Source organism: Micromonospora sp. NPDC049497 (genome assembly GCF_044465805.1).
Classification (GTDB): Bacteria; Actinomycetota; Actinomycetes; order Mycobacteriales; family Micromonosporaceae; genus Micromonospora.
The window spans coordinates 649,437-667,066 of sequence record NZ_JBITMC010000001.1 but is presented as its reverse complement, the minus strand read 5'-3'; the positions used below and the strand labels follow the sequence as shown (position 1 = coordinate 667,066).

Sequence of the window (17,630 nt, the reverse complement as noted above, 5' to 3'; positions counted from 1 at the left end):
ATAAGACCCCGGATTGCACGTACTAATCCGGGGTCCCCCACCGAAGCGTTCCCCGACCCGCGTCGCCGGTGACCGGTTCGCCCCCGTACGACCGGCCGTCACCATCCGGAGGGTCGGTGCGGCGGGGCGCCGGCGGGTGCGGTACGAAAACACGGTGACCTCTGTCAGCCTGCCGCCGCTCACCCTGCCCGCCGTCGAGGCGCCGGCACCGGACCCGTCGCCCACCTGCCTGAACGACTCCCTCTGCAAGGGCGTCTACGACCTGACCGGCTCGGTCTGGTTCGCCGAGGGCAGCTACTGGATCCTGCTCAAGCCGGTCCGCATCGGCCTGATCCTGCTGCTGGCGGTGGTCGCGCGCTGGCTGGTGCACCGCATGATCAGCCGGCTCGTGCGGACCACCACCGACGCGGGTGTCCCGACCATGCTGCGGCCGCTGCGCGAGCGGATCCCCAGCGCGGCCACCGAGCCGGGTGAGTTCGTGCCCGAGCGGCGGCGCCAGCGGGCCGAGGCGATCGGGTCGGTGCTGCGCAGCCTCACCACCGCCTTCATCATGGGCATCGCCCTGCTGATGGTGCTCAAGGAGTTCAGCTTCGACCTGGCGCCACTGCTGGCCAGCGCCGGGATCGCCGGCGTGGCCCTCGGCTTCGGCGCGCAGAGCCTGGTGAAGGACCTGATCGCGGGCCTATTCATGCTGATCGAGGACCAGTACGGCGTCGGGGACACCGTGGACCTGGGTGAGGCCACCGGCGTGGTGGAGTCGGTGGGGCTGCGCGTCACCACGGTCCGGGACGGCCGGGGTGTGCTCTGGTACATCCGCAACGGCGAGATCGTCCGGGTGGGCAACAAGAGCCAGGGCTGGGCGCTGGTCGTGGTCGACCTGCCGATCGGTTTCGCCGGCACGGAGGAGGCCAACGCGGTGCTGCGTACCGCGGCGGCCTCCGTCGCCCTGGACCCCGAACTGGCGCCGGAGATCGTGGAGCCGCCCGAGGTGCTGGGCGTGGAGCAGATGACCGTCGACGGGGCGGTGATCCGTACGGTCGTGAAGACGACCGCCGACGGGCAGTTCGCGGTCGGCCGGGAACTGCGCCGGCGACTGGCCGAGGCGCTGGAGAACTCGGGCATCACCGCGAAGATCGCGGCGGCCCGGCTCTACCCGGGCATGCCGGGAGCGGCGTCCGGCGTACCGGGGTTCCCGGGGGGCACCGCACCGGGTGCGCCACCGGCGCCGGGGGCCACCACCCCGGGTGGAACCGTGTGACCGTACGAAGACGGTGATGCCCGGACAGCGGGGGTCGCGAGCCGGGGAGCCCCTCGGGTATCGTCCGTTCGTTCAGTCGGTGATGCGACGTTCAACCCGTTCACCCTAGCCAGTTGTCGGACGATCGGGCAGAATCCGGGACACGCGCTTCCGCCGGAGCGTGGTCACGTCCTCGCTGATCCGTAGATCTGACGACGGTTCCCGGGCCCACCATCACGAGTGACCGGCCCATCGGAACGATGGAGGCGACGGTGCCCGACGAGCGACCTTCCCCGGAAGGCCCGGCCACCTTCCGCGAGGTCTTCGCCCAGCGTGAGTACCGGTTCGTCCTCACGGCGAGCACTCTGTCGTGGGTCGGCGACTACATCGCCAAGGCGGCCGTGACGCTCCTGGTCTACCAGGAGACGGAGTCGGTGGCGCTCTCCGCCACCGCGTTCGCGGTCAGCTACCTTCCCTGGCTGGTCGGCGGGCCGTTCCTCGCCACGCTCGCCGAGCGGTACCGCTACCGGAACGTCATGGTCGCCTGCGACCTCATCCGGATGGCCCTGATGGTGCTCATCGCCATCCCCGAGGCGCCGGTCGGGCTCACCCTGGCCCTGCTCTTCGCCACCACCCTGGCCAATCCGCCGAGCCAGGCCGCCCGGTCCGCGCTGATGCCGCTGATGCTGACCGGCGACCGCCTGGTGCTGGGGCTGTCCATCAGCGGCAGCGTCGGGCAGGCCGCGCAGGTGGGCGGCTACCTGGCGGGTGCCGCCATCGCCGCGTTCAGCCCGACGGTTGCGCTGCTGGCCAACGCGGTGACCTTCGCCCTGTCCGCCGCGCTGGTGCACTTCGGGGTCGCCGACCGACCGTCCGCGATGACCGCCGCGCACCGCAGCCACCTCCTGCGGGAGACCGGTGACGGCTTCCGGATCGTCTTCGGCACCCCGGTCCTGCGGGCCATCGCCGTGCTGGTGTTCAGCGCCATGCTCTTCTCGATCGTGCCGGAGGGGCTGGCAGCGGCCTGGGCCTCCGAGCACTCGGGCGGCATGAACGCCGGCGCCGCGCAGGCCGTCATCATGGCCGCGAACCCGATCGGCTTCATCCTGGGCGGGCTGCTCATCGGGCGGGCGGTCGCGCCGGCCCGGCGCCTGGCCCTGATGCGTCCCCTGGCGGTGCTTGCCCCGCTGGTGCTCGTACCCTCCCTGCTCGACCCGCCGCCGGTCGTGGTGGCACTGCTCGCGGCGGCCTGCGGGTTCGCCGTCGCCGGCCTGCTGCCGGTGGCCAACGGCCTGTTCGTCCAGGCACTGCCGAACGGGTTCCGGGCTCGCGCGTTCGGCGTGATGGCCACCGGGGTGCAGGTGATCCAGGGGATGGCGGTGCTGGTCACCGGCCTGCTGGCCGAGCGGTTCTCGATCCCGCTGGTGGTGGGGTTGTGGAGCGCGGCGGGCGTGGTGCTGATGACGGTCACCGCACTGTCCTGGCCGAGCCGGGCGACGATCGACGCCACCGTCGACGCGGCGCGGTTCGAGCGCCGGGACGACGCGCCGGACGCGGCCGGAACGGCGACGGTGGGCACCTCGTCCGCACGTACGGGCAGCGAATGCCTCCGCCCCACCGCCGACGACCCGGTGGGGCGGCCGGGTGAGCCGGGCCGTCACCGGCACGCGGTGACCTGACGCACAACGGGCACCCCGGACGCTCCCGCAGCCACCTGGCAGGATGGAGCGGTGACTGCCGCAGGTGCATCGGACCGTCCGGGCGCGTCGACGACCCTCTTCGAGGCGATCGGCGGCGAACCCACCTTCCGCAAGCTGGTCGACGAGTTCTACGCCGGTGTCGCCATGGATCCCCTGCTCCGCCCGATGTACCCCGAGGAGGACCTGGGCCCGGCGGCCGACCGGCTGACCCTCTTCCTCATCCAGTACTGGGGCGGCCCGAACACCTACTCCTCCCAGCGCGGTCATCCCCGCCTGCGGATGCGGCACGCGCCCTTCCGGATCGGCGCCGCCGAGCGGGACGCGTGGCTGCTGCACATGCGCCGGGCCGTCGACCGGCTCGACCTGCCGCCGCAGCTGGCCACCGCCCTCTGGGACTATCTGGAGCGGGCCGCGTACTTCATGGTCAACGTGATGGAGGACCCGGCCGGACCGGCCTGACGGCCCCGCGCCGGGCGGAGGCCGCCGTGGGCCGGCCGCCGCGACGGGCGCACCGGCCGGCGGTCAGAGGAGCGCGCCCTCGTCGTGCAGCCAGTCGACGAAGCTGGTGGCCACCGCCGCGCCGCAGTCGAGCATCTCGACCAGGAGCGCGTCGTGCGCCCCCGCGCCGAACGGCACCTGGAGCTCCGCGTAGATGGGCAGTTGCCCGCGCTCGGTCGGGTCGCCGATGTAGGCCTTGCAGAAGCGGCGGGTGTGGTTCCACTCGTTGACCACGCGGTACGCGCGGTCCTCCCAGTCCGGCGGCACCGTCGCGTGCGGGCGGGCCCGCATGACCAGGATTTCGTCCTCCGGGCCTTCGAGGGCCACCAGGACCGCGTGCCGTTCCCACATGGCCAGCAGGTTCCCGTCACCGTCGGCCAGGTAACGCACGTCCAGCAGGTCGAGCGCGTCGCACACCCGGCTCAGCGTCACCGGCTCGACGGTGGCCGGCATCGAGGCGATCGCCGGCCGGTCGACACCCGGGCAGTTGTCGCCCGGCTGCCGGGGGGCCGGTGGTCCGACCCGGACGGTGCCTTCCACTGTGATCCCGCTCCGACCTTCCGGCTCACCGCCGCCGTTGGCGGGACCGGGGCGCCATGACCACCACGGCATCGCTCGCGCACCTCACTCCCCAGCGGATCCAGCCGCCTACGGTGCGTTGGATCCGAGGATGGACGGTACCCGGACAGCCGGGTTGAAGCATCCCCCCAACGGCAGCCCCGGGCCAGAAGAATGAACCTGGGTCATCCGAAGGTATGAGTTGTGACGACTCGGACAGCAAGATCTGTAGCCTTTTGCGACCATGCCGCTCCGTACGGCCCCACAAGACCGACCCATCGGGCGGCCACCCGCACCTGAACGTCGCCGCCGTCCGGCGTCGTCCCGACGGTGCCGAGGAAGCCCATCCGGACCAGTCCCTGCACCAGCCGCTGGGGCACCTCCACCGGATCACCCGGCGCGTCGTCCGGAGTGACCACCACCGGCACGTGGTCGAGCAGGGCGTCGCGTACCGCCCGCTGTCCGACCGCCCGGCCGGCCACCCCGTGCGCCGTGGCGTCGCGCAGCGCGCCCGCCGCCGCGTCCGCGATCCGGCGCAGCTGCGCGACCGGCAGGCTCTCCACCGGACGACTCGCAGCCGGGGGCAGTGGCCAGCGCCACTGCGCGTCGTGGCGCGGAGGCAGCCCCGGACCACCGGCCGCCAGTTCGGCGAGCAGGTCACCCGCCGCCACCGTCGCGTCGCCCGGACCTTCGCCGGCCACCGTCCGGACCACCAGCACGCCCCACGGCAGTCGGGCCCAGAGGGCCGTACGCCCCGGTGTGGCGCCCGGCCGGAGCCGCACCACGGCGGCCCGGTCCAGCCGGACCAGGCGGGCCAGGAAGGCGCCGGCGTCGGCGACGCCCACGAGCCCGTGGCCCGCCGGCGCCGCCACCGGTCCGGCCGGTTCCGGCCCCGCGGCCGGGTGCGACCCGGTCACGCCCCCGCTCCGCCCGGCGCGTACGAGAGCAGGAACTCCCGCTCCTCCGGGGAGATCCGCCGGGGCGCCTGCCGGGTCAGGTCGAACGGCACCAGCACCGACCGGGCCCGACTGGCCAGCACGTCGCCGTCGAACAGCTCGTACGCGACGGTGAACGAGGCGGCCCGGATCTCCTCCACCCACAGCTCGATCCGCACCGTCGGGGCGGCCTCCGCCGTGGCCCGACCGAGCGCGTAGTCGACCGGACGCAGGTAGTCGACCTCGTGCCGGCGGATGACCACCCCGTCGGCGAACGAGCCCACCCCCCACGCCCGGCCACCGGCGAACATCAACGCCACCCGCGCCTCCTCGTACAGGGTGAGGAAGCGCGAGTTGTTGACGTGGCCGTACGCGTCCAGGTCGGACCAGCGCAGGGTGCAGTGATAGACGAACCGGTCAGACAAGGGTCAGCACCCGTCAGTCACGGGTGAGCTTGCGGTAGGTCACCCGGTGCGGTCGGGCCGCCTCCGCGCCCAGCCGATCGATCTTGTTCTTCTCGTACGCCTCGAAGTTGCCCTCGAACCAGAACCACTTCGCCGGGTCCTGGTCGTCGCCCTCCCAGGCCAGGATGTGCGTGGCGACCCGGTCGAGGAACATCCGGTCGTGGGAGATGACCACGGCGCAGCCGGGGAACTCCAGCAGCGCGTTCTCGAGGCTGGAGAGCGTCTCCACGTCCAGGTCGTTCGTCGGCTCGTCGAGCAGGATCACGTTGCCGCCGATCTTCAGCGTCAGCGCGAGGTTCAGCCGGTTGCGCTCGCCGCCGGAGAGGACCTTCGTCGGCTTCTGCTGGTCCGGTCCCTTGAAGCCGAACGCCGCGATGTACGCCCGGGACGGCATCTCGACCTTGCCCACCATCAGGTAGTCGAGGCCGTCGGACACGACCTCCCAGACCGTCTTGTCGCCGTCCAGGCCCTGCCGGTTCTGGTCGACGTACGACAGGGAGACCGTCTCGCCGACCCGGACCTGGCCGGCGGTGGGCTGCTCCAGCCCGACGATGGTCTTGAACAGGGTGGTCTTGCCGACGCCGTTCGGGCCGATGATGCCGACGATGCCGTTGCGCGGCAGCGAGAACGACAGGTTGTCGATCAGGAGCCGGTCGCCGAAGCCCTTGCTCAGGTCCTGCGCCTCGATGACCGTGCTGCCCAGGCGCGGGCCCGGCGGGATCTGGATCTCCTCGAAGTCCAGCTTCCGGGTCTTCTCCGCCTCGGTGGCCATCTCGTCGTACCGGTCGAGCCGGGCCTTGGACTTGGTCTGGCGGGCCTTGGCGTTGGAGCGGACCCACTCCAGCTCCTCGGTGAGCCGCTTCTTCATCTTGGCGTCGCGGCGGCCCTCGACGGCCAGGCGGGCGGCCTTCTTCTCCAGGTAGGTGGAGTAGTTGCCCTCGTACGGGTACGTCCGGCCACGGTCCAGCTCGAGGATCCAGTTGGCCACGTTGTCGAGGAAGTACCGGTCGTGGGTGATCGCCATGACGGTGCCGGCGTACTTGGCCAGGTGCTGCTCCAGCCACTGCACGCTCTCCGCGTCCAGGTGGTTGGTGGGCTCGTCGAGCAGCAGCAGGTCGGGCGCCTCCAGCAGCAGCTTGCACAGCGCGACGCGCCGGCGCTCACCACCGGAGAGCTGGGTGACGTCGGCGTCCGGCGGCGGGCAGCGCAGGGCGTCCATCGCCAGTTCGAGCTTGGAGTCGACGTCCCAGGCGTCGAGGTGGTCGAGCTCCTCCTGGAGCTTGCCCATCTCCTCCATCAGCTCGTCGGAGTAGTCCGTCGCCATCTGCTCGGCGATCTTGTTGAACCGCTCCAGCTTGGCCTTGGTCTCGGCCACCGCCTCCTCGACGTTGCCGAGGACGGTCTTGGCGTCGTTGAGCGGGGGCTCCTGGGCGAGCATGCCGACGGTGTAGCCGGGCATGAGCCGGGCCTCGCCGTTGCTCGGCCGGTCCCAGCCTGCCATGATCTTGAGGAGGCTGGACTTACCGGCGCCGTTCGGACCGACCACACCGATCTTGGCCCCCGGCAGGAAGTTCAGCGTCACGTTGTCGAGCACGACCTTGTCGCCGTGCGCCTTGCGCGCCTTTTCCAGGACGTAGATGAACTGGGCCACGGTGCGGGCTACCTCCGTAGATTGCGACTGGGGCCGGCGGGCACGGGCACGGGCTGCGAGGTCCGCCCGCCGCCGCCGGCCGGGAGCCGGCCGCGCGCACGCCGTCGACAATCCTGACAGGTACGCGGCGCCGCGCCCACATCACCCCGCCCGAGCTGTACGGGACGGCACGTTGTCGACAAGATCACGTCCAAGATTCGGCGGACGTGGGAAGGGTAGGTAACTCCGTCACGGGGCCCCAGACGCCGCAGCTACGCTCAGTACGCTCATTCGCGGTTGACCCGTCAGCACCCGGAGGTGGCCGAACGTGACCGTCCGCAGCTCCTTTGTCGTAGTGGCGAACCGACTGCCTGTCGACGAGGTGAGCGCACCCGAGGGACGGCAGTGGCGACGCAGCCCTGGCGGGCTGGTCACCGCGCTGCACCCCGTCCTCGCCGAGCACCAGGGCACCTGGGTCGGCTGGGCCGGCGGCACGGGCGCCGCTCCCGAGCCGTTCGACCTGGAGGGCATCCGGCTGCACCCGGTGCCGTTGAGCGCCGAGGAGTTGGAGCGCTACTACGAGGGCCAGTCCAACGCGACGATCTGGCCGCTCTACCACGACGCGGTGGAGACCCCGGCCTACAAACGCCGCTGGCGTGAGGCGTACCGACTGGTGAACGCCCGCTTCGCGGAGGCCGCGGCGGAGGTCGCGGCCGAGGGCGCGACGGTCTGGGTCCAGGACTACCAGCTCCAGCTCGTGCCGGCGATGCTGCGTGAGCTACGGCCGGACCTGCGGATCGGCTTCTTCCTGCACATCCCGTTCCCGCCGATCGAGCTGTTCATGCAGATGCCGTTCCGCACCGAGATCCTGCGCGGTCTGCTCGGCGCCGACCTGGTCGGGTTCCAGCAGCGGCTGGCCGCGCAGAACTTCGTCCGGCTGGCCCGGCACCTGCTCGGGCTCCGCTACGAGGGGCAGATGATCCAGGTCGACGGGCGGCAGGTGAAGGCGGGGGCCTTCCCGATCTCCATCGACACGCAGGAGATGGAGCGGCTGGCCGCGGACCCCGGGATCCAGGCTCGCGCGAAGGAGATCCGCGAGGAGCTGGGCAACCCGAAGACGATCATCCTGGGCGTCGACCGGCTCGACTACACCAAGGGCATCGAGTTGCGCCTCAAGGCCTTCCGCGAGCTCCTGGCTGACGGAAAGTTGACAGTTCCGGACGCGGTTATGGTGCAGGTGGCGACGCCCAGCCGGGAGCGGGTGGAGCACTACCAGGCGCTTCGCGTCAAGGTGGAGCGCGAAGTTGGTCGGATTAATGGCGAATTCGGCAGGGTCGGCGTGCCGGCGGTGCATTATCTGCATCAGTCGTACAGTCGCACTGAGCTTGCCGCGATGTACGCCGCTGCCGACGTGATGATGGTGACGCCGCTCCGGGACGGAATGAATCTCGTGGCCAAGGAGTACGTCGCATCACGCGCCGACCAGGGCGGCGCGCTCGTGCTCAGCGAGTTCGCCGGCGCCGCAACCGAGCTGCGCCAGGCGTTCCTATGCAACCCGCACGACCCCGACGCGGTGAAGGACGCCCTGCTGCGGGCCGTGCACGTGGAGAAGCCGGAGGCCCGCCGCCGCATGCGGACAATGCAACGCCATCTACGCACCCACGATGTGGGGCACTGGGCGAAGTCCTTCCTCACCGAGCTCGGTGTACGCGACTCGGAGGACGCGTGAACGCCCCCACCAACGACATCGTCGTTCCCGCCGCCGGCTCGATGGACCGGGAACTGCTCTCCGCCATCGGCCGCATCGCCCGGGTGCCCCAGCTCCTGATCGCGTGCGACTACGACGGCACCCTGGCGCCGATCGTCGAGGACCCGAGCAAGGCCGTACCGCTGCCGGAGTCGGTGGCGGCGGTCCGCGCACTGGCCGCGCTGCCACAGACCACCGTGGCGGTGGTCTCCGGCCGGGCACTGCGCGACCTGGCCGCGCTCTCCCGGCTGCCCAGCGAGGTCCACCTCGTCGGCAGCCACGGCTCCGAGTTCGACATCGGCTTCGTCGAGCGGCTCACCCCCGAGCTGATCGCCGTGCGTACCCGGCTGCGCGACGCGCTGCGGGAGATCGCCGCCGCGCACCCCGGCGTCCGGCTGGAGCGCAAGCCGGCCAGCGTCGCGGTGCACACCCGCGGAGTCGATCCGCAGGTCGCCGCCGCCGCCATCGACGCGGTGCGCAGCGGCCCCGCCACCTGGGAGGACGTCACCGTCACCCAGGGCAAGGAGGTCATCGAGCTGTCCGTGGTGGCCACCCACAAGGGCACCGCGGTCGACCAGCTCCGCACCCAGCTGTCCGCCAGCGCGGTGCTGTTCATCGGTGACGACGTCACCGACGAGAACGCCTTCGGCAACCTGCACGGGCCGGACGTCGGCATCAAGATCGGGCCGGGTGACACGAAAGCCGGCTACCGGGTGGCCGAACCGATCGAGGCCGCCCGCGCCCTCGGCCTGCTGCTGGAGACACGCCGGCACTGGCTCTTCGGCGAGCGTGCGGTCCCGATCGAGCGACACTCGATGCTGTCCAACGGCCGCACCATGGCGCTGCTCACGCCCGAGGCCAAGGTGACCTGGCTCTGCCACCCCAAGCCGGACTCGGCGGCGATCTTCGCCGACCTCGTCGGCGGCAGCCCCGCGGGCCACTTCAGCGTCTCTCCCCAGCGGGGCGGCATCCCGCTCGGCCAGCGCTACCGCTCCGGCACCATGACCGTGGAGACCCGCTGGTCCGGGCTCACCGTGACCGACTGGCTGGACAAGCCGGCCAAGGAGACCACGCCGGACGGCCCCGCCGTCATCACCGGGGACTCGACCCTGATCCGGGTGATCACCGGCTCCGTCCGGGCCCGCCTGGAGTTCGCGCCCCGGCCGGAGTTCGGTCAGGTCGCGGTGCAGCTCCAGCCGCTCGGCGACGGTCTGCTGGTGCTCGGCTCGAACGAGCCCGTCGCGCTCTACTCCCCCGGCGTCGTGTGGGAGGTCGTCAGCGACGGCGTGAACGAGACCGCGAAGGCCGTCGTGGACCTCGCCGCCGCCGGTGGCCAGATCCTGCTGGAGCTGCGTTTCGGTACGCACAGCCTGGAGCACCACCGGCTGCCGATCCACGAACGGCAGGCCGCGGCCGAGCAGCCGTGGAAGGACTGGGTCGCCTCGCTCCGGCTGCCCAGCACCGCGCGGGACCTGGTCGCCCGCAGCGCGCTGACCCTGCGCGGGCTCTGCCACGAGGCCACCGGCTCGATCCTGGCCGCCGCCACCACCTCGCTGCCGGAGGAGCTGGGCGGCGTCCGCAACTGGGACTACCGCTACTGCTGGCTGCGGGACGCGGCGATGACCGCCCGGGCGCTGGTCGACCTCGGCTCGACCGAGGAGGCCGAGGGGCTGCTGCGCTGGATCGACGGCGTCGTGGAACGCACCGGTGGCCACCCGGAGCGCCTGCACCCGCTCTACACGGTGGACGGCTTCGAGCTGGGCGCCGAGGCGGTCATCGACACGCTGCCGGGCTACGCCGGCTCCCGTCCGGTGCGGGTCGGCAACCTCGCCAACCACCAGCTCCAGCTGGACGTCTTCGGCCCGGTCGCGGACCTGATCGCCGCCGTGGCCGACGCCCGCGGCTCGGTACGCGACGACGAGTGGCGCGTGCTGGAGAACATGGTCGAGGCGGTCCGCCGCCGCTGGCACGAGCCCGACCACGGCATCTGGGAGGCACGGCTCCCACCCCGGCACCACGTCTTCTCCAAGGTCATGTTGTGGATGACCGTGGACCGCGCGCTGCACGTCGTGCGCCAGCACGGCGGCGAGGACCGGCCCGACTGGGTGGAACTGCGCGACCGGATCGCCGCCAACGTGCTGGAGTACGGCTGGCACGAGCACGCCGAGGCGTACAGCGTGGCGTACGGGCACGAGGACATGGACGCCTCCTCGCTCTGGATCGGCCTGTCCGGGCTGCTCCCGGGCGACGACCCGCGCTTCCTCTCCACCGTGCTCAAGATCGAGGCGGATCTGCGCAGCGGCCCGGTCGTCTACCGCTACCACTGGGACGACGGTCTGCCGGGGCGCGAGGGCGGCTTCCACATCTGCACGGCGTGGCTGATCGAGGCGTACCTGCGCACCGGCCGCCGCACCGACGCCGAGGAGCTGTTCGCGCAGATGATCCTCACCGCGGGGCCGACCGGCCTGCTCCCCGAGCAGTACGACCCGCTCGCCGAGCGCGGGCTGGGCAACCACCCGCAGGCCTACAGCCACCTCGGCCTGATCCGCTGTGCCCTGCTGCTGGACAACATGCTCAAGCAGTGACCTGACCAGCGCCGACGGCGGCCCCGGGACCCACGGTCCCGGGGCCGCCGCGTGCCGATACCCGGCACCCCGCACCCGGCACCCGGCGCGGCGGCCGGCGGGCGGGGCCGCAGCGGCAGCGGCACATGGTCGTTCGGCTCCTGTCGAGCTGATGTCGTAGATGAATCACGGCCCACCGATCCACGACCTCACGGCGCAGCGGCTCCACGGCCCACCGCCCACGGCCCACGGCCCACCGCCCACGGCCCACGGCCCACGGCCCACCGCCCACCGCCCACGGCCCTCGCGCACGGCTCACCGACCCCCACGGCCTTACGGCGATGAGTCATCTGTGACATCAGCTCGACAGCGCAGGACCGGGGGAAGGCGGCCGCGCTGGACGTGTGGTCCCGAGGCCGCCCGCCCCGCCGGGGCCGAGGGAGGAAGGCGGCCGCGTTGAACGTGTGGTCCCGAGGGCGACCCGAGCCTCCGCCGGGGCCGAGGACCAGGACTGTGACGGCCGCAGACAGAGGAGCCCGAGTCAGCGACAGCAGGTGGGCGGCATGCAGGCCGGACAGCGCGCTCGGCACCTGACACCCGGCGGGTCGGACCGCACCCGCGCCGAGGGTCAGGTGCGGAGGGCGTCGACCACGTCGCCGACCACCACCACGGCCGGGGGACGCAGCTCCGCCTCGACCACATCGGCGGCCACCGCGCCGAGCGTGGACCGGAGCACCCGCTGCGCGCCGGTCGTCGCCTCCTGCACGACCGCGGCAGGCGTGTCCGCCGGCCGGCCGTGCGCGACCAGTGTCGCCGTGATGGCGGCGAGGTTCTTCAGGCCCATCAGGATCACCAGGGTGCCGCGCAGCCCGGCCAGCGCCTCCCAGCGCACCAGCGAAGCCGGCGAGTCCGGCGCGACGTGCCCGGAGACCACCGTGAACTCGTGCGCCACCGCCCGGTGGGTGACCGGGATGCCGGCCACCGCCGGAGCCGCGATCGAGCTGGTCACGCCCGGCACCACGGTCACCGGCACGCCGGCCTCCGCGCAGGCGAGCAGTTCCTCGCCGCCCCGGCCGAAGACGTACGGGTCGCCGCCCTTGAGCCGGACCACCACCTTCCCGGCCAGCGCCCGGTCGACGAGGATCCGGTTGATCTCCTCCTGCGTCTTCGACGGCCCGTAGGGGATCTTCGAGGCGTCGACCAGCTCGACGTCGGGACGCAACTCGTCCAGGAGCAGGCCGGGCACCAGGCGGTCGGCGACCACCACGTCCGCCTCGGTGAGCAGCCGCCACCCCTTGACGGTGATCAGCTCCGGGTCGCCCGGCCCGGCGCCGACCAGAGCGACCCGGCCGCCCGAGGTGTTAACAGGGGACCCTTGCTCTACCTGAGGCGTTAAGAGGGGGCCCTTCCTTGCACCCAGGAGGTCGCGGATCGCGTCGCGGACGGTCATCGCCCGGCGGGGGTCGCCACCGCCGAGCACCGCCACGGTGACCGGACCGTGGCGGGTCACCGCGGGGGTCCAGGCGGTCGCGGCGGCGCGGTCGTCGGCGCGTACGCAGAAGACGCGGCGCTCGGCGGCGGCCGCGCTGACCGAGGCGGCGGCCACCGGATCGTCGACGGCGACCTGGACCAACCAGGCGCCGTCCAGGTCGTCGGGGGCGAACCGGCGCGGCGCCCAGTGCAGGCGACCGGCGTCGACGTGCGCCTGGAGCGCCGGCGTCAGCTCGGGCGCGACCAGGAAGACGTTCGCGCCGGCGTCGAGCAGGGCCGGTACCCGCCGGGTCGCGACCGCTCCCCCGCCCACCACGACCACGCGTCGACCGGCGAGGCGCAGACCGAGAGGGTACGGGTTTCCGCTCACTTCTCGGCCACTCCGGCCGAGTCGAACGTGGCGACCTCGTGCAGCACCCGGACCGCGCCGGTGACGACCGGCAGGGCGAGCAGCGCGCCGGTGCCCTCGCCGAGGCGCAGGCCGAGGTCGACCAGCGGCTCCAGACCCAGGTGGCGCAACGCCACCGTCGCACCGGGCTCGGCCGAGCGGTGGCCGGCGACCATCGTACCGGTGGCGTCCGGCGCGAATGCGGCGGCGGCCAGCGCGGCGGAGACCGCGATCACCCCGTCCAGCAGCACCGGCACGCGGCGGGCGGCGGCTCCCAGGATCAGCCCGGCCAGGGCGGCGTGCTCCAGGCCGCCGACAGCGGCCAGCACGCCCAGCGGATCGGCCGGGTCGGGCTGGTGCCGGCGCAGGGCGTCGCGCACCACGGCCACCTTGCGGGCGTACGTGGGGTCGTCCACCCCGGTGCCGCGCCCGGTCGTCTCCGCCGGGTCGGTGCCGGTGAACGCGGCCACGAGAGCGGCGGCCGGCGTGGTGTTGCCGATGCCCATGTCCCCGGTGAGCAGGATGCCCGCGCCGCCGTCGATCAGGTCGTGCGCGATCCGGATGCCGGTCTCCACCGCCGTACGGGCCTCGTCCCGGGTCAGCGCGGCGGTGACCGCGAGGTCCCGGGTGCCGGCGCGGACGTTCGCGGCGACCAGCCGGGGGGCTCCGGCGGTCGCCGGGGCGCTCGCGGTCGCCGCGTCCGGTACCGGCGGCAGGGGCGTGGCGACGCCGACGTCGACCACGGTGACCGAGGCACCGGCCTGCCGGGCGAACGCGTTGACGACCGCACCGCCGGCCAGGAAGTTGGCGATCATCTGGGCGGTGACCTCCTGCGGCCAGGGTGTCACGCCCTGGGCGTGCACACCGTGGTCACCGGCGAAGATCGCCACTGCGGCCGGCTCGGGCAGCGGTGGCGGGCAGGACCCGGCCAGGCCGGCGAGGCGTACCGAGAGGTCCTCCAGGGCGCCGAGGGATCCGGCGGGCTTGGTGAGCCGGCCCTGGAGGTCCCGGGCGGCGGCCATCGCCGAGAAGTCGAGCGGCCCGATCGCCGCGATGGTGCGCTCCAGCATCATGCCTCCAGGATCTTCGCCAGTACCTCGATGAACGCGTCGGTGGTCGCCGGGTCGCGGACCGCGATCCGGAGCCAGTCCGGCCCGAGCCCGGGGAAGGTGTCGCCCCGGCGCACCGCCCAGCCACGCTCCCGCAGGGCCTCGCGTACGCCGGCCGCACCGGGCAGGTGGATGAGGACGAAGGCGCTCGCGGGCGGGCCGGCGACGCGTACGCCCGGCAGGGCCGCGAGTCGCGCGACCAGGTGGTCGCGGTCGGCGGCGAGACCGGCGGCGATGGCGCGCTCGGCCTCGACCGCCTCGGGGCCGGCGCAGGCCGCGGCGGCCGCCAGGGCCGGGGTGGAGACGGCCCAGAGCGGCTGTGCGGCGGCCAGCCGCTTCAGCAGCGCGGGCTCGCCGAGGAGGTAGCCGACGCGCAGGCCGGCCAGCCCCCAGGTCTTGGTGAGGCTGCGGACGACCAGCAGGCCGGGCAGGTCCCGCCGGGCGGCGAGGGACTCCGGCTCGCCGGGCACACCGGGGGCGGTGGTGGTGTCGGCGAACGCCTCGTCGACCACGAGCACCCGGCCCGGCCGGGCCAGCGCGGCCAGGGTGTCGGCGGGATGCAGCACGGACGTCGGGTTGGTCGGGTTGCCGACCATGACGAGGTCCGCGTCGTCGGGCACCCGGGCCGGGTCGAGCCGGAATCCGTCGGCCGGGTCGAGCAGCACCCGCTCGACCGCGTGGCCGGCGGCACGCAGCGCCGCCTCCGGCTCGGTGAACTGCGGGTGGACGACGACGGGACGGCGTACGCCGCGCAGCGCCTGGGCGATGAGGACGAAGCCCTCGGCGGCGCCGGCGGTCAGCAGCACCTCGGCCGGCGGGCGGCCGTGCCGGGCGGCGACGGCGGCGCGGGCCGGGCCGGGGTCGGGGTACGCGGCGAGGTCGCCGAGCGCGGCCGTGACCGGGTCGGCCAACCAGTCGGGCATAGGGGCACGCCGGACGTTCACCGCAAGGTCGACCAGTCCGTCACCCACCTCGGCGTCACCGTGATGGGTGAGGTCCGGCTCGGAGGAGCCGCTGGCGCCCGGGGGCACCGCGATCGTCTGACCACGCATGTCCGCGATCCTGCCGGGAAGGCGGCGTACGGGACAGCGGATCGCGGCGTGGGCCACGTCACCACTCTCGGTGTTCATGAATATTTCTCAAGTAAGAATCGGAAATGTCATAACTTGGGCGTGTGAGCAATCGACCCCTTGCCTCCGCCGGTCGTCTCGTTCCCCTCCTCCGCGCCGGCCTGATCGCCGGCATCGTGGTCGCCGCCGTGGCGTACCCCGTCGCCGCCGCCACCGGCATCGGCGCGAAGGTCACCGCCCACGCGCTGGAGCACAAGACCAAGATCCTCACGACCGCTCTGCCCGCCGAGACGTCGTACCTGTACGCGCCGGACGGGAAGACGGTGCTGACGATGTTCTACGAGGAGTACCGGCAGTACACCAAGATCGCGGACATCTCGCCGAACATGCAGCAGGCGATCGTGGCCGCCGAGGACAACCGCTTCTACCAGCACCGGGGTGTCGACCCGAAGGGCGTCGCCCGCGCCTTCGTCGCCAACGCGCAGGCCAGTGGCGTCTCGCAGGGCGCGTCCACCCTGACCATGCAGTACGTGCGGATGGCCCTGCGGGACAGCGCCACGACGCCGAAGGAGGTGCAGGAGGCCACCCAGCAGACCAGCCTGCGCAAGGTCCGGGAGATGCGGATGGCACTCGACCTGGAGAAGGAGCTGAGCAAGGAGCAGATCCTGGAGCGCTACCTCAACTCCGCGTACTTCGGGCACCGCGCGTACGGCATCTACGCGGCCAGTGAGATCTTCTTCTCCAAGACGCCCAAGGACCTCAACCCCGTCGAGGCGGCCACCCTCGCCGGCCTGGTCAAGTCCCCGTCGGAGTACGACCCGGCAACCTCCGACCAGAAGGACGCCACCGGCCGACGCAACTACGTCCTGGACCGGATGGCCCAGCTCGGCTATCTCTCCCCGGACGCGGTGGCGCAGGCGAAGAGCGAGCGGATCAAACTCACCCTCAGCTATCCGTCCAACGACTGCGCCGCCGTGCCCGACAAGTGGAACAGCTGGGGCTTCGCCTGCGACTACGTGAAGAACTGGTGGAGCGCCCAGCCCGCCTTCGGCGAGAACCGGCTGGAACGGATGGACAAGCTGCGCCGCGGCGGCTACCGGATCGTGCTGAGCCTGGACCCGAAGATCCAGGCGGCGGCCGAGAAGAACGTCGGCACCAAGGAGAACACCGGCAGCCCGTTCGCCAACGGCATCGTGGTCTCCGAGCCGGGCACCGGCCGGGTGAAGGCGATGGCGGTGAACCGCACGTACTCCCTGGACCTCAGCGAGAACGGGCAGAGCTCCAACCCCGAGGCCGGACCGAACGTGAAGGCCAACTACCCGAACACGGTGGCGCCCCTGCTCGGCGGCGGCAGCCTCCCCGGCTACCAGGCCGGGTCGACGTTCAAGATGTTCCCGATGCTCGCCGCACTCAACGCCGGCAAGCCCCTGTCAACCTCGTTCAACGCGCCCTACCGCTACCGGTCCGAGGTCTACAACGGCTGGGCGCCGACGAACGCCAGCGGCGCGATGAGCGGCCAGCAGACCATGTGGTCCGCCTTCGGTAAGTCGGTCAACACCTACTGGGTCTGGCTGGAGGAGCAGATCGGCGCGGACAAGGGCGTCCGGCTCGCCGAACAGCTCGGTCTGCGCTGGCGTACCGATGTCGACCGGGAACATGCGGCACCAGGCCGGGCGAGCACGTGGGGCGCGTTCACCCTGGGCGTCTCCGACGCCACCCCGCTGGAGATGGCCAACGCGTACGCCGCCATCGCCGCCGACGGCCGGTACTGCGAGGCGATCCCGGTGCAGGCGATCTACAACCGGGACGGCACGCCGACCATGTTCCGGACCGCCTCCGGCATCGAACGGGAGGTCGCCAAGCCGCGCTGCCGGCAGGTGGTCAACGCCGACGCCGCCCGGGCGGCCACCGACGCCGCCCGCTGCCCGACCGGCGACACCCCGGCCCGGGGAAGCTGCGGCGGCTGGTCGACGGCGGACAGCGTCCGGGGCACGGTGGGCCGGCCGGTCGCCGGCAAGACCGGTACCACGGACAGCACCCGGTCGGCCTGGTTCGTCGGCTACACCCCGGAACTGGCGGCGGCCAGCTTCATCTCCGACCCGGACAACCCGTTCAACGCGGTCGGCGACGGGCAGTCCCAGATCCCGATCAAGGCGGTCTCGGAGACCCTCCGCGACGCCCTCAAGGGCACACCGCCACGCCAGTTCACCCCACCGTCGGACACCATGGTGGGCTGAGC

Annotated in this window: 13 protein-coding genes; 6 read left to right on the top strand and 7 right to left on the bottom strand. The window is 72.5% G+C overall.

The window, feature by feature from the left end; genetic code table 11:
- The first annotated feature begins 154 nt into the window (after positions 1 to 154).
- The 3 genes from ACIBR0_RS03130 to ACIBR0_RS03120 all read left to right on the top strand — a co-directional run bounded on the left by ACIBR0_RS03130 (position 155) and on the right by ACIBR0_RS03120 (position 3,396).
- Positions 155 to 1,258 carry a mechanosensitive ion channel family protein gene (locus tag ACIBR0_RS03130; RefSeq protein WP_396712407.1) on the top strand — a complete coding sequence of 368 codons (1,104 nt, stop codon included), beginning with the start codon at positions 155 to 157 and terminating at the stop codon, positions 1,256 to 1,258.
- A 239-nt stretch (positions 1,259 to 1,497) separates the two neighbouring features.
- Positions 1,498 to 2,916 carry an MFS transporter gene (locus ACIBR0_RS03125; protein ID WP_396712406.1) on the top strand — a complete coding sequence of 473 codons (1,419 nt, stop codon included), beginning with the start codon at positions 1,498 to 1,500 and terminating at the stop codon, positions 2,914 to 2,916.
- 51 nt (positions 2,917 to 2,967) lie between these two features.
- Positions 2,968 to 3,396: a globin gene (locus tag ACIBR0_RS03120; RefSeq protein ID WP_357037721.1), complete on the top strand. Its 429-nt coding sequence runs from the start codon at positions 2,968 to 2,970 to the stop codon at positions 3,394 to 3,396.
- Between the two features lie 63 nt (positions 3,397 to 3,459).
- On the opposite strand, the gene ACIBR0_RS03115 is transcribed toward ACIBR0_RS03120, so the two are convergent.
- The 4 genes from ACIBR0_RS03115 to ettA form a co-directional block, all read right to left on the bottom strand.
- Positions 3,460 to 4,047: a YbjN domain-containing protein gene (locus ACIBR0_RS03115; protein ID WP_396712405.1), complete on the bottom strand. Its 588-nt coding sequence runs from the start codon at positions 4,045 to 4,047 to the stop codon at positions 3,460 to 3,462.
- 131 nt (positions 4,048 to 4,178) lie between these two features.
- A complete protein-coding gene (locus ACIBR0_RS03110) occupies positions 4,179 to 4,910 on the bottom strand; it encodes a hypothetical protein (protein ID WP_396712404.1) in 732 nt (243 codons plus the stop codon).
- Positions 4,907 to 5,353, bottom strand: a complete 447-nt coding sequence (locus ACIBR0_RS03105) for a thioesterase family protein (protein WP_357036919.1) — start codon at positions 5,351 to 5,353, stop codon at positions 4,907 to 4,909. Before ACIBR0_RS03105 ends, ACIBR0_RS03110 begins: the two co-directional genes overlap by 4 nt.
- A 13-nt stretch (positions 5,354 to 5,366) precedes the next feature.
- Entirely contained in the window at positions 5,367 to 7,043 is a 1,677-nt protein-coding gene (ettA, locus tag ACIBR0_RS03100) for an energy-dependent translational throttle protein EttA (RefSeq protein ID WP_396712403.1), read from the bottom strand.
- A gap of 307 nt (positions 7,044 to 7,350) precedes the next feature.
- Between ettA and ACIBR0_RS03095 the strand changes: the two genes are divergently transcribed.
- Positions 7,351 to 8,751, top strand: a complete 1,401-nt coding sequence (locus tag ACIBR0_RS03095; RefSeq protein ID WP_357036913.1) for a trehalose-6-phosphate synthase — start codon at positions 7,351 to 7,353, stop codon at positions 8,749 to 8,751.
- A gap of 41 nt (positions 8,752 to 8,792) precedes the next feature.
- Positions 8,793 to 11,354: a trehalose-phosphatase gene (otsB, locus tag ACIBR0_RS03090; protein WP_396712460.1), complete on the top strand. Its 2,562-nt coding sequence runs from the start codon at positions 8,793 to 8,795 to the stop codon at positions 11,352 to 11,354.
- 607 nt (positions 11,355 to 11,961) lie between these two features.
- Here otsB and cobA read toward each other — a convergent pair.
- Genes cobA through cobC form a run of 3 tightly spaced genes read right to left on the bottom strand, consistent with a single transcriptional unit; the run spans position 11,962 to position 15,373 of the window.
- A complete protein-coding gene (gene cobA / locus ACIBR0_RS03085; protein WP_396712402.1) occupies positions 11,962 to 13,194 on the bottom strand; it encodes a uroporphyrinogen-III C-methyltransferase in 1,233 nt (410 codons plus the stop codon).
- Complete coding sequence (gene cobT, locus ACIBR0_RS03080) at positions 13,191 to 14,282, bottom strand: nicotinate-nucleotide--dimethylbenzimidazole phosphoribosyltransferase (RefSeq protein WP_396712459.1); 1,092 nt, start codon at positions 14,280 to 14,282, stop codon at positions 13,191 to 13,193. The genes cobA and cobT overlap by 4 nt, the downstream gene beginning before the upstream one ends.
- Positions 14,282 to 15,373 (bottom strand): Rv2231c family pyridoxal phosphate-dependent protein CobC, encoded by a 1,092-nt coding sequence (gene cobC / locus ACIBR0_RS03075; RefSeq protein WP_396712458.1) that lies wholly within the window; start codon positions 15,371 to 15,373, stop codon positions 14,282 to 14,284. The genes cobT and cobC overlap by 1 nt, the downstream gene beginning before the upstream one ends.
- 122 nt (positions 15,374 to 15,495) lie before the next feature.
- Between cobC and ACIBR0_RS03070 the strand changes: the two genes are divergently transcribed.
- Positions 15,496 to 17,628 carry a transglycosylase domain-containing protein gene (locus ACIBR0_RS03070; RefSeq protein ID WP_396712401.1) on the top strand — a complete coding sequence of 711 codons (2,133 nt, stop codon included), beginning with the start codon at positions 15,496 to 15,498 and terminating at the stop codon, positions 17,626 to 17,628.
- Positions 17,629 to 17,630 lie beyond the last annotated feature (2 nt).

Excerpts from the sequence above, each read along its gene's own strand:
- ACIBR0_RS03125 (WP_396712406.1), top strand. The coding sequence starts at position 1,498 with ATGGAGGCGACGGTGCCCGACGAGCGACCTTCCCCGGAAGGCCCGGCC.
- cobC (WP_396712458.1), bottom strand. The coding sequence starts at position 15,373 with ATGCGTGGTCAGACGATCGCGGTGCCCCCGGGCGCCAGCGGCTCCTCC.
- otsB (WP_396712460.1), top strand. The coding sequence starts at position 8,793 with ATGGACCGGGAACTGCTCTCCGCCATCGGCCGCATCGCCCGGGTGCCC.
- ACIBR0_RS03115 (WP_396712405.1), bottom strand. The coding sequence starts at position 4,047 with ATGCCGTGGTGGTCATGGCGCCCCGGTCCCGCCAACGGCGGCGGTGAG.
- cobT (WP_396712459.1), bottom strand. The coding sequence starts at position 14,282 with ATGCTGGAGCGCACCATCGCGGCGATCGGGCCGCTCGACTTCTCGGCG.